Source organism: Synechococcus sp. W55.1 (assembly GCF_047461655.1).
Lineage (GTDB): Bacteria > Cyanobacteriota > Cyanobacteriia > Thermostichales > Thermostichaceae > Thermostichus.
This window is the reverse complement of the sequence record NZ_JANSHN010000021.1, coordinates 22,637-38,811: the sequence shown is the minus strand read 5'-3', so window position 1 is coordinate 38,811 and position 16,175 is coordinate 22,637. Positions and strand designations below refer to the sequence as shown.

11 protein-coding genes and 1 tRNA gene are annotated in these 16,175 nt (G+C 61.4%); 9 read left to right on the top strand and 3 right to left on the bottom strand.

The genetic code is table 11. The annotated features are described in order from the left end of the window. Positions 1-251: 251 nt before the first annotated feature. Positions 252-1,805 carry a TolC family protein gene (locus NW816_RS10770; protein ID WP_414409154.1) on the bottom strand — a complete coding sequence of 518 codons (1,554 nt, stop codon included), beginning with the start codon at positions 1,803-1,805 and terminating at the stop codon, positions 252-254. Positions 1,806-2,394: 589 nt separating this feature from the next. On the opposite strand from NW816_RS10770, the gene NW816_RS10765 reads away from it, so the two are divergent. The 4 genes from NW816_RS10765 (at position 2,395) to NW816_RS10750 (ending at position 7,333) form a co-directional block, all read left to right on the top strand. After that, a complete protein-coding gene (locus tag NW816_RS10765) occupies positions 2,395-3,870 on the top strand; it encodes a hypothetical protein (RefSeq protein ID WP_414409153.1) in 1,476 nt (491 codons plus the stop codon). Between the two features lie 8 nt (positions 3,871-3,878). After that, positions 3,879-6,317, top strand: a complete 2,439-nt coding sequence (priA, locus tag NW816_RS10760; RefSeq protein ID WP_414409152.1) for a primosomal protein N' — start codon at positions 3,879-3,881, stop codon at positions 6,315-6,317. Positions 6,318-6,416: 99 nt separating this feature from the next. Next, complete coding sequence (locus NW816_RS10755; protein WP_414409151.1) at positions 6,417-6,788, top strand: YtxH domain-containing protein; 372 nt, start codon at positions 6,417-6,419, stop codon at positions 6,786-6,788. Next, positions 6,785-7,333 carry a hypothetical protein gene (locus tag NW816_RS10750; protein WP_414409150.1) on the top strand — a complete coding sequence of 183 codons (549 nt, stop codon included), beginning with the start codon at positions 6,785-6,787 and terminating at the stop codon, positions 7,331-7,333. The genes NW816_RS10755 and NW816_RS10750 overlap by 4 nt, the downstream gene beginning before the upstream one ends. On the opposite strand, the gene metG is transcribed toward NW816_RS10750, so the two are convergent. Beyond that, the gene (gene metG, locus NW816_RS10745) at positions 7,330-8,886 is read right to left on the bottom strand and encodes a methionine--tRNA ligase (protein ID WP_414409162.1); all 1,557 of its coding nucleotides are present in this window, start codon (positions 8,884-8,886) and stop codon (positions 7,330-7,332) included. The genes NW816_RS10750 and metG overlap by 4 nt on opposite strands. Positions 8,887-8,973: 87 nt before the next feature. On the opposite strand from metG, the gene NW816_RS10740 reads away from it, so the two are divergent. The 4 genes from NW816_RS10740 (at position 8,974) to NW816_RS10725 (ending at position 14,828) form a co-directional block, all read left to right on the top strand. Continuing rightward, a complete protein-coding gene (locus NW816_RS10740) occupies positions 8,974-10,857 on the top strand; it encodes an FAD-dependent oxidoreductase (RefSeq protein ID WP_414409149.1) in 1,884 nt (627 codons plus the stop codon). A 65-nt stretch (positions 10,858-10,922) separates the two neighbouring features. Further along, positions 10,923-11,213, top strand: a complete 291-nt coding sequence (locus tag NW816_RS10735) for a hypothetical protein (protein WP_414409148.1) — start codon at positions 10,923-10,925, stop codon at positions 11,211-11,213. A 90-nt stretch (positions 11,214-11,303) separates the two neighbouring features. After that, on the top strand, positions 11,304-12,560 hold the full coding sequence (locus NW816_RS10730) for an ATP-binding protein (RefSeq protein WP_414409147.1): 1,257 nt from the start codon (positions 11,304-11,306) through the stop codon (positions 12,558-12,560). 162 nt (positions 12,561-12,722) lie between these two features. Next, positions 12,723-14,828, top strand: coding sequence for a hydantoinase/oxoprolinase family protein (locus tag NW816_RS10725; protein ID WP_414409146.1), 2,106 nt, complete (start codon positions 12,723-12,725; stop codon positions 14,826-14,828). 309 nt (positions 14,829-15,137) lie between these two features. On the opposite strand, the gene NW816_RS10720 is transcribed toward NW816_RS10725, so the two are convergent. After that, positions 15,138-15,210, bottom strand: a tRNA-His gene (locus NW816_RS10720). 68 nt (positions 15,211-15,278) lie between these two features. Between NW816_RS10720 and NW816_RS10715 the strand changes: the two genes are divergently transcribed. Continuing rightward, a complete protein-coding gene (locus tag NW816_RS10715; RefSeq protein ID WP_414409145.1) occupies positions 15,279-16,079 on the top strand; it encodes a photosystem II S4 domain protein in 801 nt (266 codons plus the stop codon). Positions 16,080-16,175: the final 96 nt, after the last annotated feature.

Genomic DNA, 16,175 nt, shown 5'->3' with positions numbered 1-16,175 from the left:
ATGCGCAGCGCTGGGGTCATAGTCATTTCGATTCAAACCAGGACACTGCACCCACAACTAAAATGTCGGTCGCGTCAGCGTTGCGGAGCAATAATGCAGAGGGCCAGAAGGTTTCTCTCAATAGCCTGGCTGTCTCAGCCTAACCTGAAGCAACTATACTTCCAGCTTGGAATAGAACTGTTTCGTCGCGGTATCCATAGCACCCCTCTCCTTTTGGAAGAAGGGCTGGGAGTGAGGGAGAAAGGCTCAGGTCAAAGGCTGCCAATGGCCCGTTTCAGTTGCACCAAGGCGCGATTGTAGGCGATTACAGCATTGGAAAGGTTGCCACGGGCAGTGGTGAGAGCAGCTTCAGCATTGATCACCTCGGTTTGGGTGCCCACCCCTGCTTGCAAACGCAGCCGGGCCAAGCGCAGGCTCTCTTCTGCCGAGGCAATTGCCACTTTGGCCGAGTCGATCTGTTCACGGCTGGAGCTGAGGGTCAGAAAGGCTTCTTCCACCCCCCGCTGGATTTCGTTGCGGGTGCCGACGAAATTGCTCACGGCCACCTGCCCGTCGATCTGAGCTTGGCGGGCTTGGGCAGCCGCTTCTCCCCCATCGAACCAAGTCAAGCTGAAATTGGCTCCGACCGAATAGCCAACATCAAAGCTATCGCGGCTGGCGTTGAAATCGTTAACGGCATCGAGGCTGGCGAATAAGCCAATTTGGGGGCCATTGCGGGCCTGTGCTAGGCGCACACGGCTTTGGGCCTGCTCCAATTCTCGGCGTCGGCGCTCCAATTCCTGTCGTTGGGCAAAGGCAGCAATGATGGTCTCTTCCAGGCTGAGATCCCACTCTCCCATCGGCTCGATGCGGTCGCTGGCCAACACGTCGGTGGGGCTGGGAAAATTCAGCAGTTCGGCCAGGCGGCGGCGATTCAGTTGCTGGGTGTTCTGGGCCACCAGCAAGGTTTGTCGATTGTTGGCCAATTCCGTCTCTGCCTGGAGAATCTCAAAGCGGGTACCCAGCCCGGCCCGTTCTCGAGCTTGAGCATCCCGCAGAGTAGCTTCAGAGCTTTCAACGGCAGCTTGGCTGATGGCGACCCTGGCGTCCGCGCTTTGCAGATCGTAGTAGGCGTTGGCCACAGCTTGTTTGACCGTCTGCAGCGTTTGCTCCAGTTGCAGTTGGGCGATGCGCAGAGCTTCCTGGGCCAGCTTCAGGTTTTGCTCCCTGAGGCCACTGTCAAAAGCGGTATACTCCACCCGCACCACACTGGCCGAGAGGGTGTGGGATTCGCGCCTTGGCCCACCACCCGGAGAGGGAGCCTCACTGTACTGGTAGTTGGCACGGCTGGAGAGGGTGGGAGCAAAGGCAGCTTGAGCCAGGGCTACCCCGGCCTCGGCCCGCTCGACGGCCAGTCTGGCCTGCTGCACAGCCGGGTTCTGGGCAACGGCGATCTCCAGAGCTTCTTCCAAAGACAGGCCCTCCCTGCGCTCAATGCGCACCTGCAAGGGGGATTGGGGCACCACCAATTCTTCAGCCTTGGAAGCCCCCTGCAAAGCCAGGTCAGCCGCAGGGGTAGGGTCAGCAGGGTTGGAGGGAATCGATAGGGTGGGGGGGGGTGGGGGGGTGAGGATTTCGCGGCTGTTGGGCAGAGCAAAGGCAGCAGAGCTGGGAGATTCCGGCTGAGCAAGAGCAGGGACAACCCAGAGCAGGCTCAACAGTAGGCCACAGGGAGCAGAACAGGCAAGGCACAACTGGGATCCCGCCGAGTTTGTCTGCCGTTGAGGAAGTTGAAGCGGATCCCTGGCTCCATTTTGCATCGCCATCGTGCTGTCATTCTCAACATCACCCCTAGCAGTATCGCAAAATGAAGGACAAAGATAAGACGGTTTTCCGCAGGCTCGCTGGCTGCCCTGTTCGGGCCAGTGGAAGCGAGTCCTCGCATTTGCCCCTGCAACGATGAGGCCGACCTGCGTCTGCCAGGAGCTCCGAGCACGGGCGGGACTCCTCTACACTCAGCAGAGACGCTTGGATTGAGACCGAGTCGATTTAGATTTAGACTCAGTTTAGAATGGTGGGGCCATCTGTCCGTGATGGCGGGGGTGGGTGTTGTGGGCGATGAAAGGGGGCAAGGTGGCAGACTCTCAGAGCACGCCCAAGCAAGGGGAGACCTCTTCCGGTCGGGATCGGGCCTCGCGGCCGAAAAAAAGTAAGCCAAGCCCTTCTGCCCAGTCCGGGGATTTGGGAACCTCAGAAGCAAGAGCGCGGCCAAAACAGGCCGATAGCACTCCGCGCCGTGCGGAGCAGCAGGAGATTTTACAAGATCACCCTTCTGGCTTGAACCCGCCCAAAAATCTCTCTATACTGCAGGGAACTTTATCATTTGCTCCCGCTTCTTCATCTCTCCTTCAATCTATGCGTGCTCCCTCTTCAGGTGACTCGGATCCCATCCTTCCAGAGGCCCAAGCGGGCTGGTCAGCCAAGGACTCTGTCCCACTTGCGCGAACGGAACCGGATCCCAACACGGAGCACCATTTGGCCCTGAGGCAGCGCCAGGAATTGGAGAACCGTCTGCTCAAAGCCGAAGCCGAGGTTCAAGCTCTGCGCAGTCAACTGGCTCAGGCGGAATTGCAGTCCTGCCAGCAGCAGCAAACAGAGCTTTTGCAACGGAAGGCCCAACCTCCTGCCGATGCTGGCCTGGAAGCGGAATGTCGCGCTTTGCGCCAGAAGGTGGCCGAACAAGAAAAGGCGCTGCAGGAGCGGGAGCACCTCTTGCAACAGTTGCAGCAGGCTTTGGCGGATCAGAAAGTGCAGATCTCGGAGCAGGAAGCTCAACTGGCGGCTCGGCAACGCCTAAATGAACGGCAGCGGCAAGATATCGAGGCCCTGCAGGAGCAGATTGAGCAGCTACGCTTGGCCCACGCTCAGGAGCGCCGTCAATGGGAACAGCGCCAGCAGGAGCTGCAAGCTTCTCTTCTGGAAGCCCAAGATGTGGCAGAAAAACGGGTGGAGATGTTGCAGCGTTTTAAGGCAGAGCTTTCTCTGGCCCGCACCCAAATTGCCGAAACTCAAGCGGAGCTGAGCAGCCTGCGAGCTTTGTACAGCGACCAACAGGCAGCCTGGCAGGAGCAACGGGAACACCTCGAGGCCCGTTTGGCAGGCTATGCCGAGACAGAAGCCGAGGCCGAGCAGCGCTGGCGGGAACAGCGGCAGGAGTTGGAAGCAGCCCTGGCCGAAGCCCAAGCTCAATTGGCGGCTTTGCAAGCTCAACAGGAGCACCTGCGTCAGGGATCCCTGGCGCAGCAACAGCTTCAACAGCAGTGGCAGGCCCAGGCCGAAGCGCTGCAAGTGGCCCTCTCCCAAGCCCAAGCAGAAGTTGCCCGTTGGCAGCAAGAGCACCGCCATCTCCAGGAACAGTACGCCCAAGCCCAGCAGCATCTCTCCGCCATGGAGCGGCAGTTGCAGGCTGCCTTGGAGCAGTTGGCCGCCCAACCCGACTGGCAGCCACAGTTGCGCTCTGCGCAGGCAACCATTTTCCATCTGCAAGAAGAAATTGCAACCTTGTCCACGCAACTGGAGAAGCAAGCAGAGCAGATCAAAGCCCTGCAAGGGGAGCGTGCTGCCCTGTGGGAAGAAAACCGCTCTCTCCGAGAAAAATACGAGCAGCAGCAGATGCATGTGCTGAGCTTGAAGGCGGCTTTGGAACGCAAAGGCTTGGATGTCCCACCTCGGGCCGATACCTCCAGCGCCCTCACGCGAACAGAGTCCCTTGGCCAGGCTCTGTCTCCAACCCCTGCTGCCAAGCCTACAATTCAGCCCCTGGCCCAACCTCTACCGTCTCGGGCAAGCAAGCGGGCGGTCGATCTGCCGAGGTTTCTGCCCCGTCCGTGAGGGATCCCGTGTTGCAGCCTGTGCCTCCCCGCTGGCTGGAAGTGTGGGTGGATCATCCCCATTTGGGGGGTTGCTTTACCTATCGGGTGCCAGAGGGATCCGCGCCAGAAGCGGGCGACCTGCTCAGCGTACCCTTTGGTCAGCAAATGGCGGGGGCAGTGGCCTTGGGTTGGCGCTCCGAGCTGCCGGCAGGGGTGGATCCGCAGTCGGTGCGGGAGATCGAGGCGGTGGTGGCCAAAGGGATCCTGCCCAAAGAATTCTGGCCCCTGCTGCAGCGGGTGGCCGACTATTACCTCACCCCTCTGGCCCAGGTGGTGCGCACGGTATTGCCCCCCGGCTTGCTCAGCCGTTCTCAGCGGCGTGTCCGCTTGCTCAGGCTCCCTGCCGAAGGGGAGGAATGTTCGCCGGCTGCCCAAACCCTGCTGCAGCTGCTTCAGGCCAAAGGGGGAGAGCTGTCTTGGCGCTATGTGCAACAGCAGGTGCCCACTGCCGCCCTCGCCCTGCGGGAACTGCAGCGACGGGGTTGGGTGGAGAGCTTTTGGCAGGAGCAACAGGGGGGCAGGGTGAAAACCCAGCTGGCCGCCAGTCTGGCCGACGACTCCCCAGAGGGGCTGAGCCTCCCTCAGCAGAAGGCGCTGCAGATCCTCAAGCAGAAGGGGGGAGAGCTGCTGCTCGCCGAGTGGGAGCGCCTGGCAGGAGTGAGCCGAGCGGTTCTGCAGGGGTTGGCCCGCAAAGGCCGTGCCCATCTCTACGAGCGCCCACTGCTGCGGCTGGGAGATGCCAGCCTGCCGGGGTGGCGGGATCCGCCCAGGCCCTTGACGGCCGCCCAGGCTCAGGCGGTAGAGGCGATCCGGCAAGCTTTGGGCCGGTTCCAGCGGTTTTTGCTGCACGGGGTCACCGGTTCTGGGAAAACAGAGGTGTACCTGCAGGTAATCGCCCAGGTGCTGCAGCAAGGGCAGTCGGCGCTGGTGCTGGTGCCCGAGATCGGCCTTACCCCGCAACTGATGGATCGGTTTCGGGCGCGGCTGGGATCCCAGGTGTGGGCCTACCACAGCGGCCTCTCCGAGGGCGAGCGCTACGACACCTGGCGCCAGATGCTGTCCTCCACTCCCCAAGTGGTGATCGGCACTCGGTCGGCGGTGTTTGCCCCCTTGTCCAAGCTGGGCCTGATCGTTTTGGACGAAGAGCACGACGACAGCTTCAAGCAGGATCAGCCCCAGCCCTGCTACCACGCCCGGCAGGTGGCCGAGTGGCGGGCCGAGCTGGCCGGTTGTCCCTTGGTCTTGGGCAGTGCGACCCCGGCAGTGGAGACCTATGCTGCCCATCTGCAGGATCCGCAGCGGTGGATCCGGCTGGCCCTGCCACAGCGCATCCCCCAAGCTGGGATCCCGGCCACCCTGCCCCAACTGGAGCTGGTGGACATGCGCCAGGAGCTCCAAGCCGGCAACCGCAGCATCCTCAGCCGCCGTCTGCACCAGGCCCTGCAGCGGACGCTGGACAGAGGGGAACAGGCTATTCTCTTCGTCCCCCGCCGCGGCCACAGCACCTTTGTCTTGTGCCGGAGCTGCGGGTTTGTCCTCACCTGCGAGCATTGTGATGTTTCTCTCACCTTTCACCTGGCCCATCTTGGCGGACAAGAACTGCGCTGCCACTACTGCGGCGCCCGCCAACCCCATCCGCAGCGCTGCCCCGCCTGTGGATCCCCCTACCTGAAGCACTTCGGCACCGGCACCCAAAAAGTGGTGGAAGTGTTGCACCAGCATTGGCCGCAGCTCTCAATTTTGCGCTACGACAGCGACGCCACCCGCCGCAAGGGATCCCATCGCGATTTGCTGGAGCAGTTTCGCAGCGGCAAGGCCCAGGTGCTGGTGGGCACGCAAATGCTCACCAAAGGGTTGGACATTCCCCAGGTGACCTTGGTGGGCGTGATGGCCGCCGATGGGCTGTTGCACCAAGCCGACTATCGCGCCGGCGAGCGCAGCTTTCAACTGCTCACCCAAGTGGCGGGGCGCTCGGGCCGGGGATCCCTGCCGGGACAGGCCATTGTCCAGACCTATCTGCCGGAGCACCCAATTTTGAGGGCGGTGCTGGCCCAAGATTACGAGGGCTTCTTGCGGGCAGAACTGCAACAACGGCAAGAGGGGGGCTATCCTCCCCATCGAGCCTTGATTTTGATCCGCTTGAGCAGCACCCGCCTGGAAGCCCTGGAGCGCTACTGCCATCGGGTGGCCGAACGCCTACAGGGGATCCCAGCAGAGGTGTTGGGGCCGGGGCCAGCTCAGGTGGAGCGGGTTGCCGGACGCTACCGCTGGCAGATCCTGTTGAAGCAGCTTCCCGACCAAGGTTGGGATCGCCCGAAGCTGGCTGCGCAGATCCAGGCCGCAATTGGCCATCCCCCCCAAGGGATCCGCGTCAGCCTGGATGTGGATCCCCTGCGGATTCTCTAGGAACAGTTGACCCGGCGCGCGGCAAGCCCGCCGATCCCGCGAGATCTTAAGGTAGTCTGGTTTCGGGGCCACCCGTATCCAACTCAACTCTGGCAAAGCATGGCTGAAAACCGGACTGGCGCGTTTATTGGTGGGCTGTTGCTGGGAACTGCTGTGGGCACCGCCATTGGCCTGCTCTTGGCTCCCCGCAGCGGACGGGAAACGCGGCGACTGCTGAAGAAATCGGCAGAGGCCCTGCCAGAGGTAGCAGAAGATGTGACCAGCAGCCTGCAGTACCAATCGGAAAAGCTGCTCGACTCCGCCCAAAAAAGTCTGGACGAGGCCCTGCTGAGGCTGCAACAGGCGGTGGCGGTGGGCAAAGAGGCGATGCTGCAAAAGCGACAAGAACTGAGCCAAGCCCAAAACCGCAGCGTCCTGGCCAGGGAAGAAGCGAACTTAGAAGCCCAAGATCGACAGGAAGAAGCGCGATGACCGATCCGGTATTTTGGCTGGGCCTCTCGGTAGGTCTGGTGGCAGTGGGCATTTTGGCGGTGATCCTGACCCTGCTGCCCGCCGTCATCCAACTGGGTCGAGCCGCTCAAAGTGTAGAACGCTTTTTCGATACCCTGCTGCGGGAATTGCCGCCCACACTGGAAGCCCTGCGCCTGACCAGCCTGGAAGTGAGCGAGATTGCTGACAGCCTCGACGAAGGGGTGAAAGGGGCCGGGCAGGTGGTGAAGCAGGTCAACCGCTCCATCGAAGGAGCACGCACCCAAGCCCGTGGCGCCCAGGTCAATATCCGCAGCCTTTGGGCAGGGGTACGGGCAGCTTGGCAGACGCTGTCCGGCGAAGTGCCCCCCCCTGCTGGCGCGATTCATAACCCGCGGCTGCGCCCATCCGACCCGTCCAACCGTGCTTTCCCCGTCGCTTCCTCAACCATTCCCCTGGGGGATGTTCGCCCTTTTGCCGACAGATCCACGCCAGAGGGATCCCAGCCCGATGCCCAATCTTCCCGACCGGATCCTGCCAATTCTTAGGCGCTCCTCAGGATTCTCTGAAAGACGGGCGTGGGGGGCTGGGGTTCTTGCCCAGGGGGAAGCTGACCCCAGGTAGCATCCGGATCCCAGCGCAGTTGCGTGATGTCGGTGAGGGAGAACCCCAGTTGCTGCAGGATCTTGAGGCTGAGAGCGGGAATGAGGGGCGAGAGCAGCACTGCCACCCAGCGCACGCTTTCCAGAACGGCATAGAGGATCTGGGCCACCCGTTCCCCCTGCCCTTGCTTGTGCAGCGTCCAAGGAGCCTGCTCATCAAGGTATTTGTTGCTGGCCTGGGCTAAGCTGAGGGCTTTGCGGGCAGCAGAGCTGGGATCCAGCCGCTCGTAGGCGTCGGCCACTGCCGGGGCAAGGCGCTCGGCCAGGGTTTTGAGGGGGTGATCTGCAGGGATCCCGACGGCGGGAACGCGGTAGTCGGATTGATATTTCCTGAGCATGTTGAGGGTGCGGTTGAGCAAGTTGCCCAGGTCGTTGGCCAGATCGGCGTTGAGCACGTCAACGAAGCGGCCCTCGCTGAAATCGCCATCCTTGCCCAGCTCGATTTCCGTCAGAAAGTAGTAGCGCACGGCATCGGCGCCGTACTGGCGCACCAGCTCAAAGGGATCCACTGTGTTCCCCAGGCTTTTGCTCATCTTGAGGCCATCCTTGGTGAGAAAGCCGTGGCCAAACACCTGCTTGGGCAGGGGCAGACCTGCGGACATGAGCATGGCCGGCCAGTAAATGGCGTGGAAGCGGACAATATCCTTGCCCACCAGGTGGACATCCGCAGGCCAGTAGCGGCGTAGGGCATTTGCCAAGGTGGGCTCGTCGTCAGGATCCAGAGCGGCACTGATGTAGTTGATCAGGGCGTCAAACCAGACGTAGAGGGTTTGGCCGGGATCCGCCGGAAAAGGGATCCCCCAGGAGACGCTGGGGCGAGAAATGGAAAAATCCCGCAGGCCCTGCTTGACAAAGTTGATCACCTCATTGCGGCGGCTTTCTGGTTGGATAAACTCCGGGTGCTCCGCATACAGGGCCTCCAGCTTTTCTTGGTAGCGGGAGAGGCGAAAGAAGTAGTTTTCCTCGTCTTTCCACTCCACCTTCTTGGTGGGGTGCAGGGGGCAAAATCCTCCCTCCAGCAGCTCGGCCTCGTCTTTGAACTCTTCGCAGGCCACACAGTACCAACCCTGCTGCCGGCCAATGAAAATATCTCCCTGATCCCAGACCCGCTGAAAAAACTCCCGCACAATGGCCTTGTGGCGGGGATCCGTGGTGCGGATGAAGCGGTCGTGGCGGATGTGGAGTAGGTGCCACAGTTTCGCAAACTCGGCAGAAAACTCATCACAGTGCTGCTGCGGCGGAACGCCCCGTTCTTCGGCGGTACGCTGGATCTTCTGGCCGTGCTCGTCGGTTCCCGTCACCATCAGCACATCCTTGCCCCGCAGGCGATGGTAACGGGCAATGGCATCCGCCACCAGGGTGGTGTAGGCGCTGCCGATGTGGGGAGCGGCGTTGACGTAGTAGATGGGGGTGGTGATGACAAAGGTGGAATCCGGCATGAGCATCCCCAAGGCTTTCTCCCATGATAGAGGTTGCGGGAAAGTCCAAAAGGCCAAGCTGTAGCGTGGGTGTGGAGAGGTCATTCGATGAAACTTCAGGTCAACCTTCTGGGGTGGAGCGGTGTGGCGTTGGGAGTAGGGATCCTCGGGGCGGGAGCGGGCCTGGCCCAACCCTCGACGGCGCCCCTGCCGGAAACCCGGATCCCCTGTGAGATTTTCATCGCGGGGGGTGGGCTGGGGGGGGTGGCGGCGGCCTATGACGCGCTGCAACTGGGCCGGCAGGTGTGCATGACGGAGATCACCGATTGGATCGGGGGGCAGGTGAGCGCCCAGGGAGTCTCCGCTTTGGACGAGCGACCCCTGCAACGAGAAAATGACATCTTCCCCAAAGGCTACAGCGAGTTTCGCCGGCGGGTACGGGAAAAATACGGCGGGGATCCCAATCCGGGCAAATGCTGGGTGAGCGTGCTCTGCTTTTCCCCTCAGGTGGGCCACCAGGTGATTCGGGAGATGTTGGATCCCTATCTGCAGTCGGGGCAGTTGCGGCTGTTCACCGAGACGGTAGTGAAGGATTTGGAGATCAAAGACTCTCAGATCCGCAGTGTGCAGGCCATTCGCAACATCCCCAAACACGCCGGCGTGGAGCCGGAGCAGCGGGGGGATTTGTCCACCTATCTCCTGGACTTTTACCGCCTGGAGCCCACCGACGACTGGGACAAGGAGATCCTGCGCTTTGAGCCGCCGCCAGAACGCCAGGGGAAAACCCTGCCCTGGGTGGTGATCGATGCCACCGAAACCGGCGAGCTGCTGCCTCTGGCGCGGGTGCCCTACCGCCTGGGAACCGATGGCCAAAGCCGCTGGGAACCCAGCTCCAAGCCCTACGTGGATCCCTACTGTACCCAGGGCTTCACCTACACCTTTGTCCTGGAGCGCTCTGCTGTGCCCCAAGTCCCCATCAAGCCCGAGTTCTACAATGACCCACTGCACGGTCCCTACTACAGCTTTGAACAGCCGCGCTTTAACTTTGGCCTGGTCTTTACCTACCGCCGCATCCGGGGGCAGGTGTTCGGCTTTGGGGAAGAGGCCATTCGGGTGGGGGATCAGTCAATGCAAAACTGGACTTGGGGCAACGACTGGCGCATCACAGGGCCGGATAAGAATTTCATCCTCACCCACGAGCAGTTGCAGGCTTCAGGCCAGTTGGATCCCGGCGGCTGGATGGGGGGCCTGCGGGTGGAAGCCCTGCGGCGAGCTGAGCAGCATGCTAAGGGCTTTTTCTACTGGCTGGTGGCGGGAAGGACGGATTTTCTCCTGCAACAGGAGGATCCCAACTTTCAAAAAGACTTCTACTTGCGCTATGCCTACCTACGGGGGCCCAATACCCCCATGGGAACTGCCAGCGGCCTCTCCAAGTACCCTTATATCCGCGAGTCGCGGCGCATCATTGGTCGGCCCAGCCTCTCCTACCCAGAAGGATTTACCATCTACGAGTCGGACATCACCACACGGGAATCGGAGCTAAACCGCGGGCGGCCCTTCATCTTCTACGACTCGGTGGGGGTGGGCCAGTACCCCATCGACTTTCACGATTGCCTGCTGCCGGGTTTTTCCCTGCCCCCCAGCAACAACAAAGACGCGCAGGCCCCCAGCTACCCTTACCAGATCCCCCTGCGGGCTCTGATCCCCCAGCGCATTGACAATCTGCTAGCCGGCAACAAAAATATCGCCACCAGCCGCATTGCCAGTGCCTCCTACCGGGTGCATCCGGTGGAATGGGCCATTGGCACCGCCGCCGGCCACACGGCCCACTTTGCCCTAGAACGGGATCTGATCCCGGCGGAGATCGTGGAGGAGCCGCTTTTGGATTTGCGGCTGTTGCCAGCTCTCCAGGCCCAAATCCAGAGCTTGGGCAACCCCATTCAATTTCCTGGCACCACCATTACCGCCACCGATTGGGCCCAATCCCGCTAGCCTAGAAAGGCAGGGTTGGGAGTTGACCGGTGGATCCCGTTGGGGTTGGACTTGTGGGCTGGGAGATGCTTCGCCCCTCTTTATGGGCCGCCACGGCTCTGTGGGGCTTGGGACTGATGTGGGGGTTTTCGCCGCTGCATCAAAAGCTGCAGGAGAGCTGGGAAAAGCAATTGCTATGGGATCCCAGTGGAGCTTTGGCTTCCTTGCTGAGCACCCTTCCCTTTTTGCTGGCAGCAGGCTTGGTGGTAGGCCTGACGGAGATCTCCTTGGGCAAAAGCTGGGCCGTCTCCTGCGGCCTGATCGCCTGCGTCGGCGGAGGCCTCTATGAACTGGGCCGGCGGGACAATGCCAGGTAACTCAAGCGCTCCGTGTTGTTAACGCAACTACCCCCAGTCTCCTCCCCTAGGGAGCGGATAAGCAACGCCAAGTTAGAGCGGCTTCAAGCGATGACCCCCCTCCAAGAAGCAGCAGAAGCAGCGGCCAAGCTGCTGGTATTCCGGGACATCTGCACCCACCCCCTAGCCCTAGCCTGGCAGGAGCTAATCCAGCAGTTGATGAGTGGGGATCCCCTGCCGTGCTGGAGGGCCTACGGGCGCTGGTTTGAGCAGTTGGCCCGGCAGGGCCTGAGCTGGCGGGAGTGGCTGATCCGGGAGATTGGCTGGGCAGATAACCCCTTTTCCCGCGCGGCGCTGCGATCCCAAGAGATCCCAGGGCCTCTGATGCAGGCGGCCCGCCACGATCTCCGCTGTCTGCAAACCTTGGCGGATAGTCAGGAGACCATTGCCGAGCAAATGCAGGCGCTGGGTCTGGGGATCCCCTGGCCGGATGAAAACAACAGCAGCTTCGGCTGGGATCCCCGCTCTTTTGCCGATTGGGGCCAGAGCTTGGAGACCTTAATTGCCCACTACCGCCAAAGGGGGGTAGGGCTCTGTGGTCGCTACTGGGCCTTTCGCTGGGGGCCAGCAGGGCTAGAAGGGATCCCTGCTCCCGATCTGTCTGACTGGGAGGAGATCTACGGCTACGAACGGCAGAAACAGCAGTTGGCGGCCAACACCGAAGCCCTGCTGCGGGGGGATCCGGCTTTGCATGTGTTGCTCTACGGGGCGCGGGGCACCGGCAAGTCTTCTCTGGTGAAGGCGTTGTTGCGCCGCTACGGCCCGCAGGGGTTGCGCCTATTGGAGCTGCGACGAACTGACTTGGTTCAGTTGCCGGAAATTTTGGCAGAGCTGCGGGCGCAGGTGTTGCCTTTCATCTTGTTTGTGGACGATCTCTCCTTTGAGGCAGAGGAAACCGAGTTCAAGCAGCTCAAGGTGCTCCTGGAGGGGGATCTCGTTGCGCCGCCCCCCAACGTGCGCCTTTATGCCACCAGCAACCGCCGCCATCTCATCCGCGAGTTTTTTGGCGACCGTCCCAATCCCCAAGATCAAGAAGTCCACGCCTGGGATACGGTCCAGGAAAAGCTGTCGCTGCGGGATCGCTTCGGCCTCACCCTCACCTTCACCCCCTTCACCCAGGGAGATTACCTGGCAACCGTAGAACACTTGGCCCAGCGGCTGGGTTTCACCCAATCTCTGGATGCCCTGCGCCGCCAGGCCTTAATCTGGGCCCAACAGCAAAACGGCTTTTCCGGTCGCACTGCCCGCCAGTTCTTGGATGCCGTTCGGGCAGGGCTGGTGAAAGGCAACGATGGACTTCCGAGCTAGAGGTGGTGACTATTCCAAACTCCAAAAAAGACAGAAGTTGCTGAGCTACACTCGCTACACGAAGGGGCGCCGGTCAGCCTGTCTCTGCCGTTACAAAAGCCAGGCGTCATAGCCATAGTCCGACCAAGGGCTGGCCCCAGAAGAAGGCAAAAGAAATGCACGATGGAAGCCATGGTCGCATCAGCGTTGGGTAGCAACCTCGATCCGGCCAATCTGGATCAGACGGAAGCAAGCCGAGGCTTGGCCCGCCTGGGGATCGATGTGGGGGGCACCTTTACCGATCTGGTGCTCCTGCGCGACGGCCAGATGCAGACGGCGAAGGTGCTGTCTACCCCCAGCCCTGAGGAGGGAGTCTTTGCGGCGCTGGACAAGCTGGGGGCGCTCCAAGGAGAGCTCCGGGTTGACCTGTTCTGCCATGGCATGACGGTGGCCACCAACGCGCTGCTGGAGCGCAAGGGATCCCCCACCCTGTTTCTAACCACGGCGGGCTTCCGGGATGTGCTGTCCATTGCCCGTCAAAACCGCCCCTCTCTGTATGACCTGACGCAGCCCAAGCCGGAGCCGGTGGTGCCCCGCCACCATTGCCTGGAGGTGAAGGAGCGCTGCAGCGCGGGCGGAGTGTTGGAGCCGCTCACCGATGCCGAAATCCGGCGGGTGGTGCAGGAGGTGGGGGAACGGGTGCAGCGGGATGGGATCCGCGCTATTGGGGTGGGGTTTTTGTTTTCTTTTCTCTACCCGGAGCACGAACAGCGGCTGGGGACGGCCTTGCGGCAGGCTTTTCCCGATCTGCACCTTTCCCTGTCTTGCGAGGTGGCGCCGGAGTTCCGAGAATACGAGCGCTTCAGCACCACCGCCATCGATGCCTACCTCAGCCCGGCATTGGCGGGCTACCTGCACCGCTTGGCCCAAGGATGTCGGGAGCGAGGGATCCCCCAGCCCTTGATCATGCAGTCTTCCGGCGGGGTGACCTCCATTGCTCAGGCGGCGGCCCATGCTTCGGTGGCTTTGCTCTCAGGGCCGGCAGGCGGAGTTTACGGGGCGGCCTATCTGGGTCGGCTGAGTGGCTACCCCCACTTGCTCAGCTTCGATATGGGGGGAACCAGCACAGATGTGGCCTTGATCCAAGATGGGATCCCCCAGGTTACTCCCGCAGCGGTGGTGTGCGGCTTGCCCGTGCAACAGCCCCAAATTGACATCCACACCGTCAGTGCCGGCGGCGGATCCCTGGCCCATTTGCTGCCCGGCGGTGGGCTCCAGGTGGGGCCAGAGAGTGCCGGATCCAACCCTGGGCCGGCCTGCTACGGTCGGGGGGGAACAGCTCCGACGGTTACCGACGCCAACCTCTGGCTGGGGTACCTGCCGGATGGCGGGCGGCTGGGCAACTCGGTGCAGCTACGGCGGGAGCTGGCGGAACAGGCTATTGCCACGCTGGCGGATCCCTTGGGTTTGAGCTTGCAGGAAACTGCCGTTGGCATTCGCACCTTGGCGAATGTCGCCATGTCGCGGGCCTTGCGGGTGATCAGCGTGGAGCGGGGTTTGGATCCCGCCGATTTTGCCCTGTTGGCCTTCGGCGGAGCCGGGCCCATGCATGCCTGTGCTTTGGCAGAAGAGCTGGGCATCCGCACGATCTTGATCCCGGCTGCCTGTGGGGTGCTCTCGGCGCTGGGAATGGCTTTGGCAGATCTGCGGCGAGACTATCGGCGGGCCATCCTCCAACCTCTGCGGCAGCTCACGTCCGCTTCAGGGGGATCCCTGCTGGCTCAATGGGCAGAACCCCTGATCCGCCAGGCGAGAGCCGATCTGCAGGATCCGGCGCTGCACTTCAGCTTGGACTTGCGCTATCGCGGCCAGTCTTTTGAGTTGGAGATCCCGGTGCAGTTGTCAGATCCGATTCCTCATCTGGAGCAACAGTTTCACCAGGCCCACCGACAACGCTATGGATGGCAGGATTTGGCCCAGCCGGTGGAGGTGATTCAGTTGCGTCTACAGGCGGTGCAGGCCCTACCCACCGTGCCTTTGACTGCACCCCACCCTTTGCCAGGGGATCCCCTCAAGGGTCGGCGAGAGGCATGGTTTGGGGGCAGGATGCGCCTGGTGCCGGTTTACGATCGGCAGCGCATGGATGTGGGGTTTCAACTGCGCGGGCCGGCAATTGTCGAGATGCCGGAGGCAACGGCGGTGATCGAAGCCGGTTGGACAGGTGTCATTGACGAAGTGGGAACCCTAATCTTGAGCTGTGTTCGCGATAGCGGGACAAAGTCCTGGTGAGTCCATCCGCAAGCAGAGCGTCATGGTCATTTCGATTCAAACTAGGATACTGTGCCCACACCCAAAACGTTGCTCGCGTCGGCGTTGCGGAGCAATAATGCAGGGGGCCAGAAGCTCACCCTAACCTGAAAGACCACAGCAGAGCTTGTTTTGAGAGGGAGAGGCAGGTGCTCCAGATCACCTTGACGAATACCTTCACGATTTTTGCGTCCAGATAGGGTGTTGTCTGTTTTCGTTTGTCAGGGTCTAGATAGATGGACTGGCCTCTGCAGCCCTTGCCCTGACTGGATTTTCGCGATTTCCCTCGAGGGCGGACGATGGGACTCGAACCCACGAATGGAGGATCCACAATCCTCTGCCTTAACCGCTTGGCTACGCCCGCCGCGATTCCGGCTATCTAGCTTAGCATGGGAAAAACGGGACTGAACTACAAAGGTCGAAGCACCCCAAATGCTACCCAGAGCCGATTTGTTGCGAGGGGCAGAGCATCGAGAAACCTTGGCACGGGTCTTGGATTTGGGAGAGCAAGCTCTCAAAACCTGGCAAGTGGTCTGGAGCGACTTCCTCTCGCCACCGGAAATAGCAGAGGTGCAAGCTCGGCTGCGCAACTTGACCGAACTACAAGTGGGGGCCTGGGGAGGGTACCCTCAAGCAGAGCGCCAGCGCTTGGCCCTAGCTCGCTCTGAGGTGGGCCTAGATGTCCGGGATCCAAAGTCCGACCAAGAAGGGATCCCATTGGCCGCCATTCAGATTCAGGGCAACTTTCTCTTCGACCCGGCCACCCACCGCGATTTTCTGGGAGCCCTGTTGGCGTCCGGCATCGCCCGCGAGAAAGTGGGAGACATCCTCCTGTTGGGGGACTCAGGCGCCCAGGCCATCGTTGTGCCCGAAATGGTGGATTACCTCACCCTAAACCTGACTCAGGTGCGCACAGTGCCTGTCAAAGTGAGCCGGATCCCCCTGAGCCAGTTGAACATTCAACCCCCCCGCGTCAAATCCATCACCAGCGTGGAAGCCTCTTTGCGCCTGGATGCGGTAGCCTCAGCTGGGTTTGGCATCTCCCGCAGCAAGATGGTGGAAGAAATCCAACGGGGGGAAGTGCGGGTCAATTGGAAGCCCATTACCCAAGCCAGCTACACCGTTGGCCCTCAGGATTGGATTGCCATTCGAGGTCGGGGTCGGCTGCAAATCGAAGAGGTAGCCGAAACAAAAAAAGGCCGCTTTCGAGTGCAAATGACGCGGTATCTCTAGGTTTTTCTTGCCTGAGTTTTGGGAGATCGTTATGCTCATTTTGGTTCAAACTAGGATACTGTGCCCACACCCGAAACGTTGGTCGCGTCAGTGTTG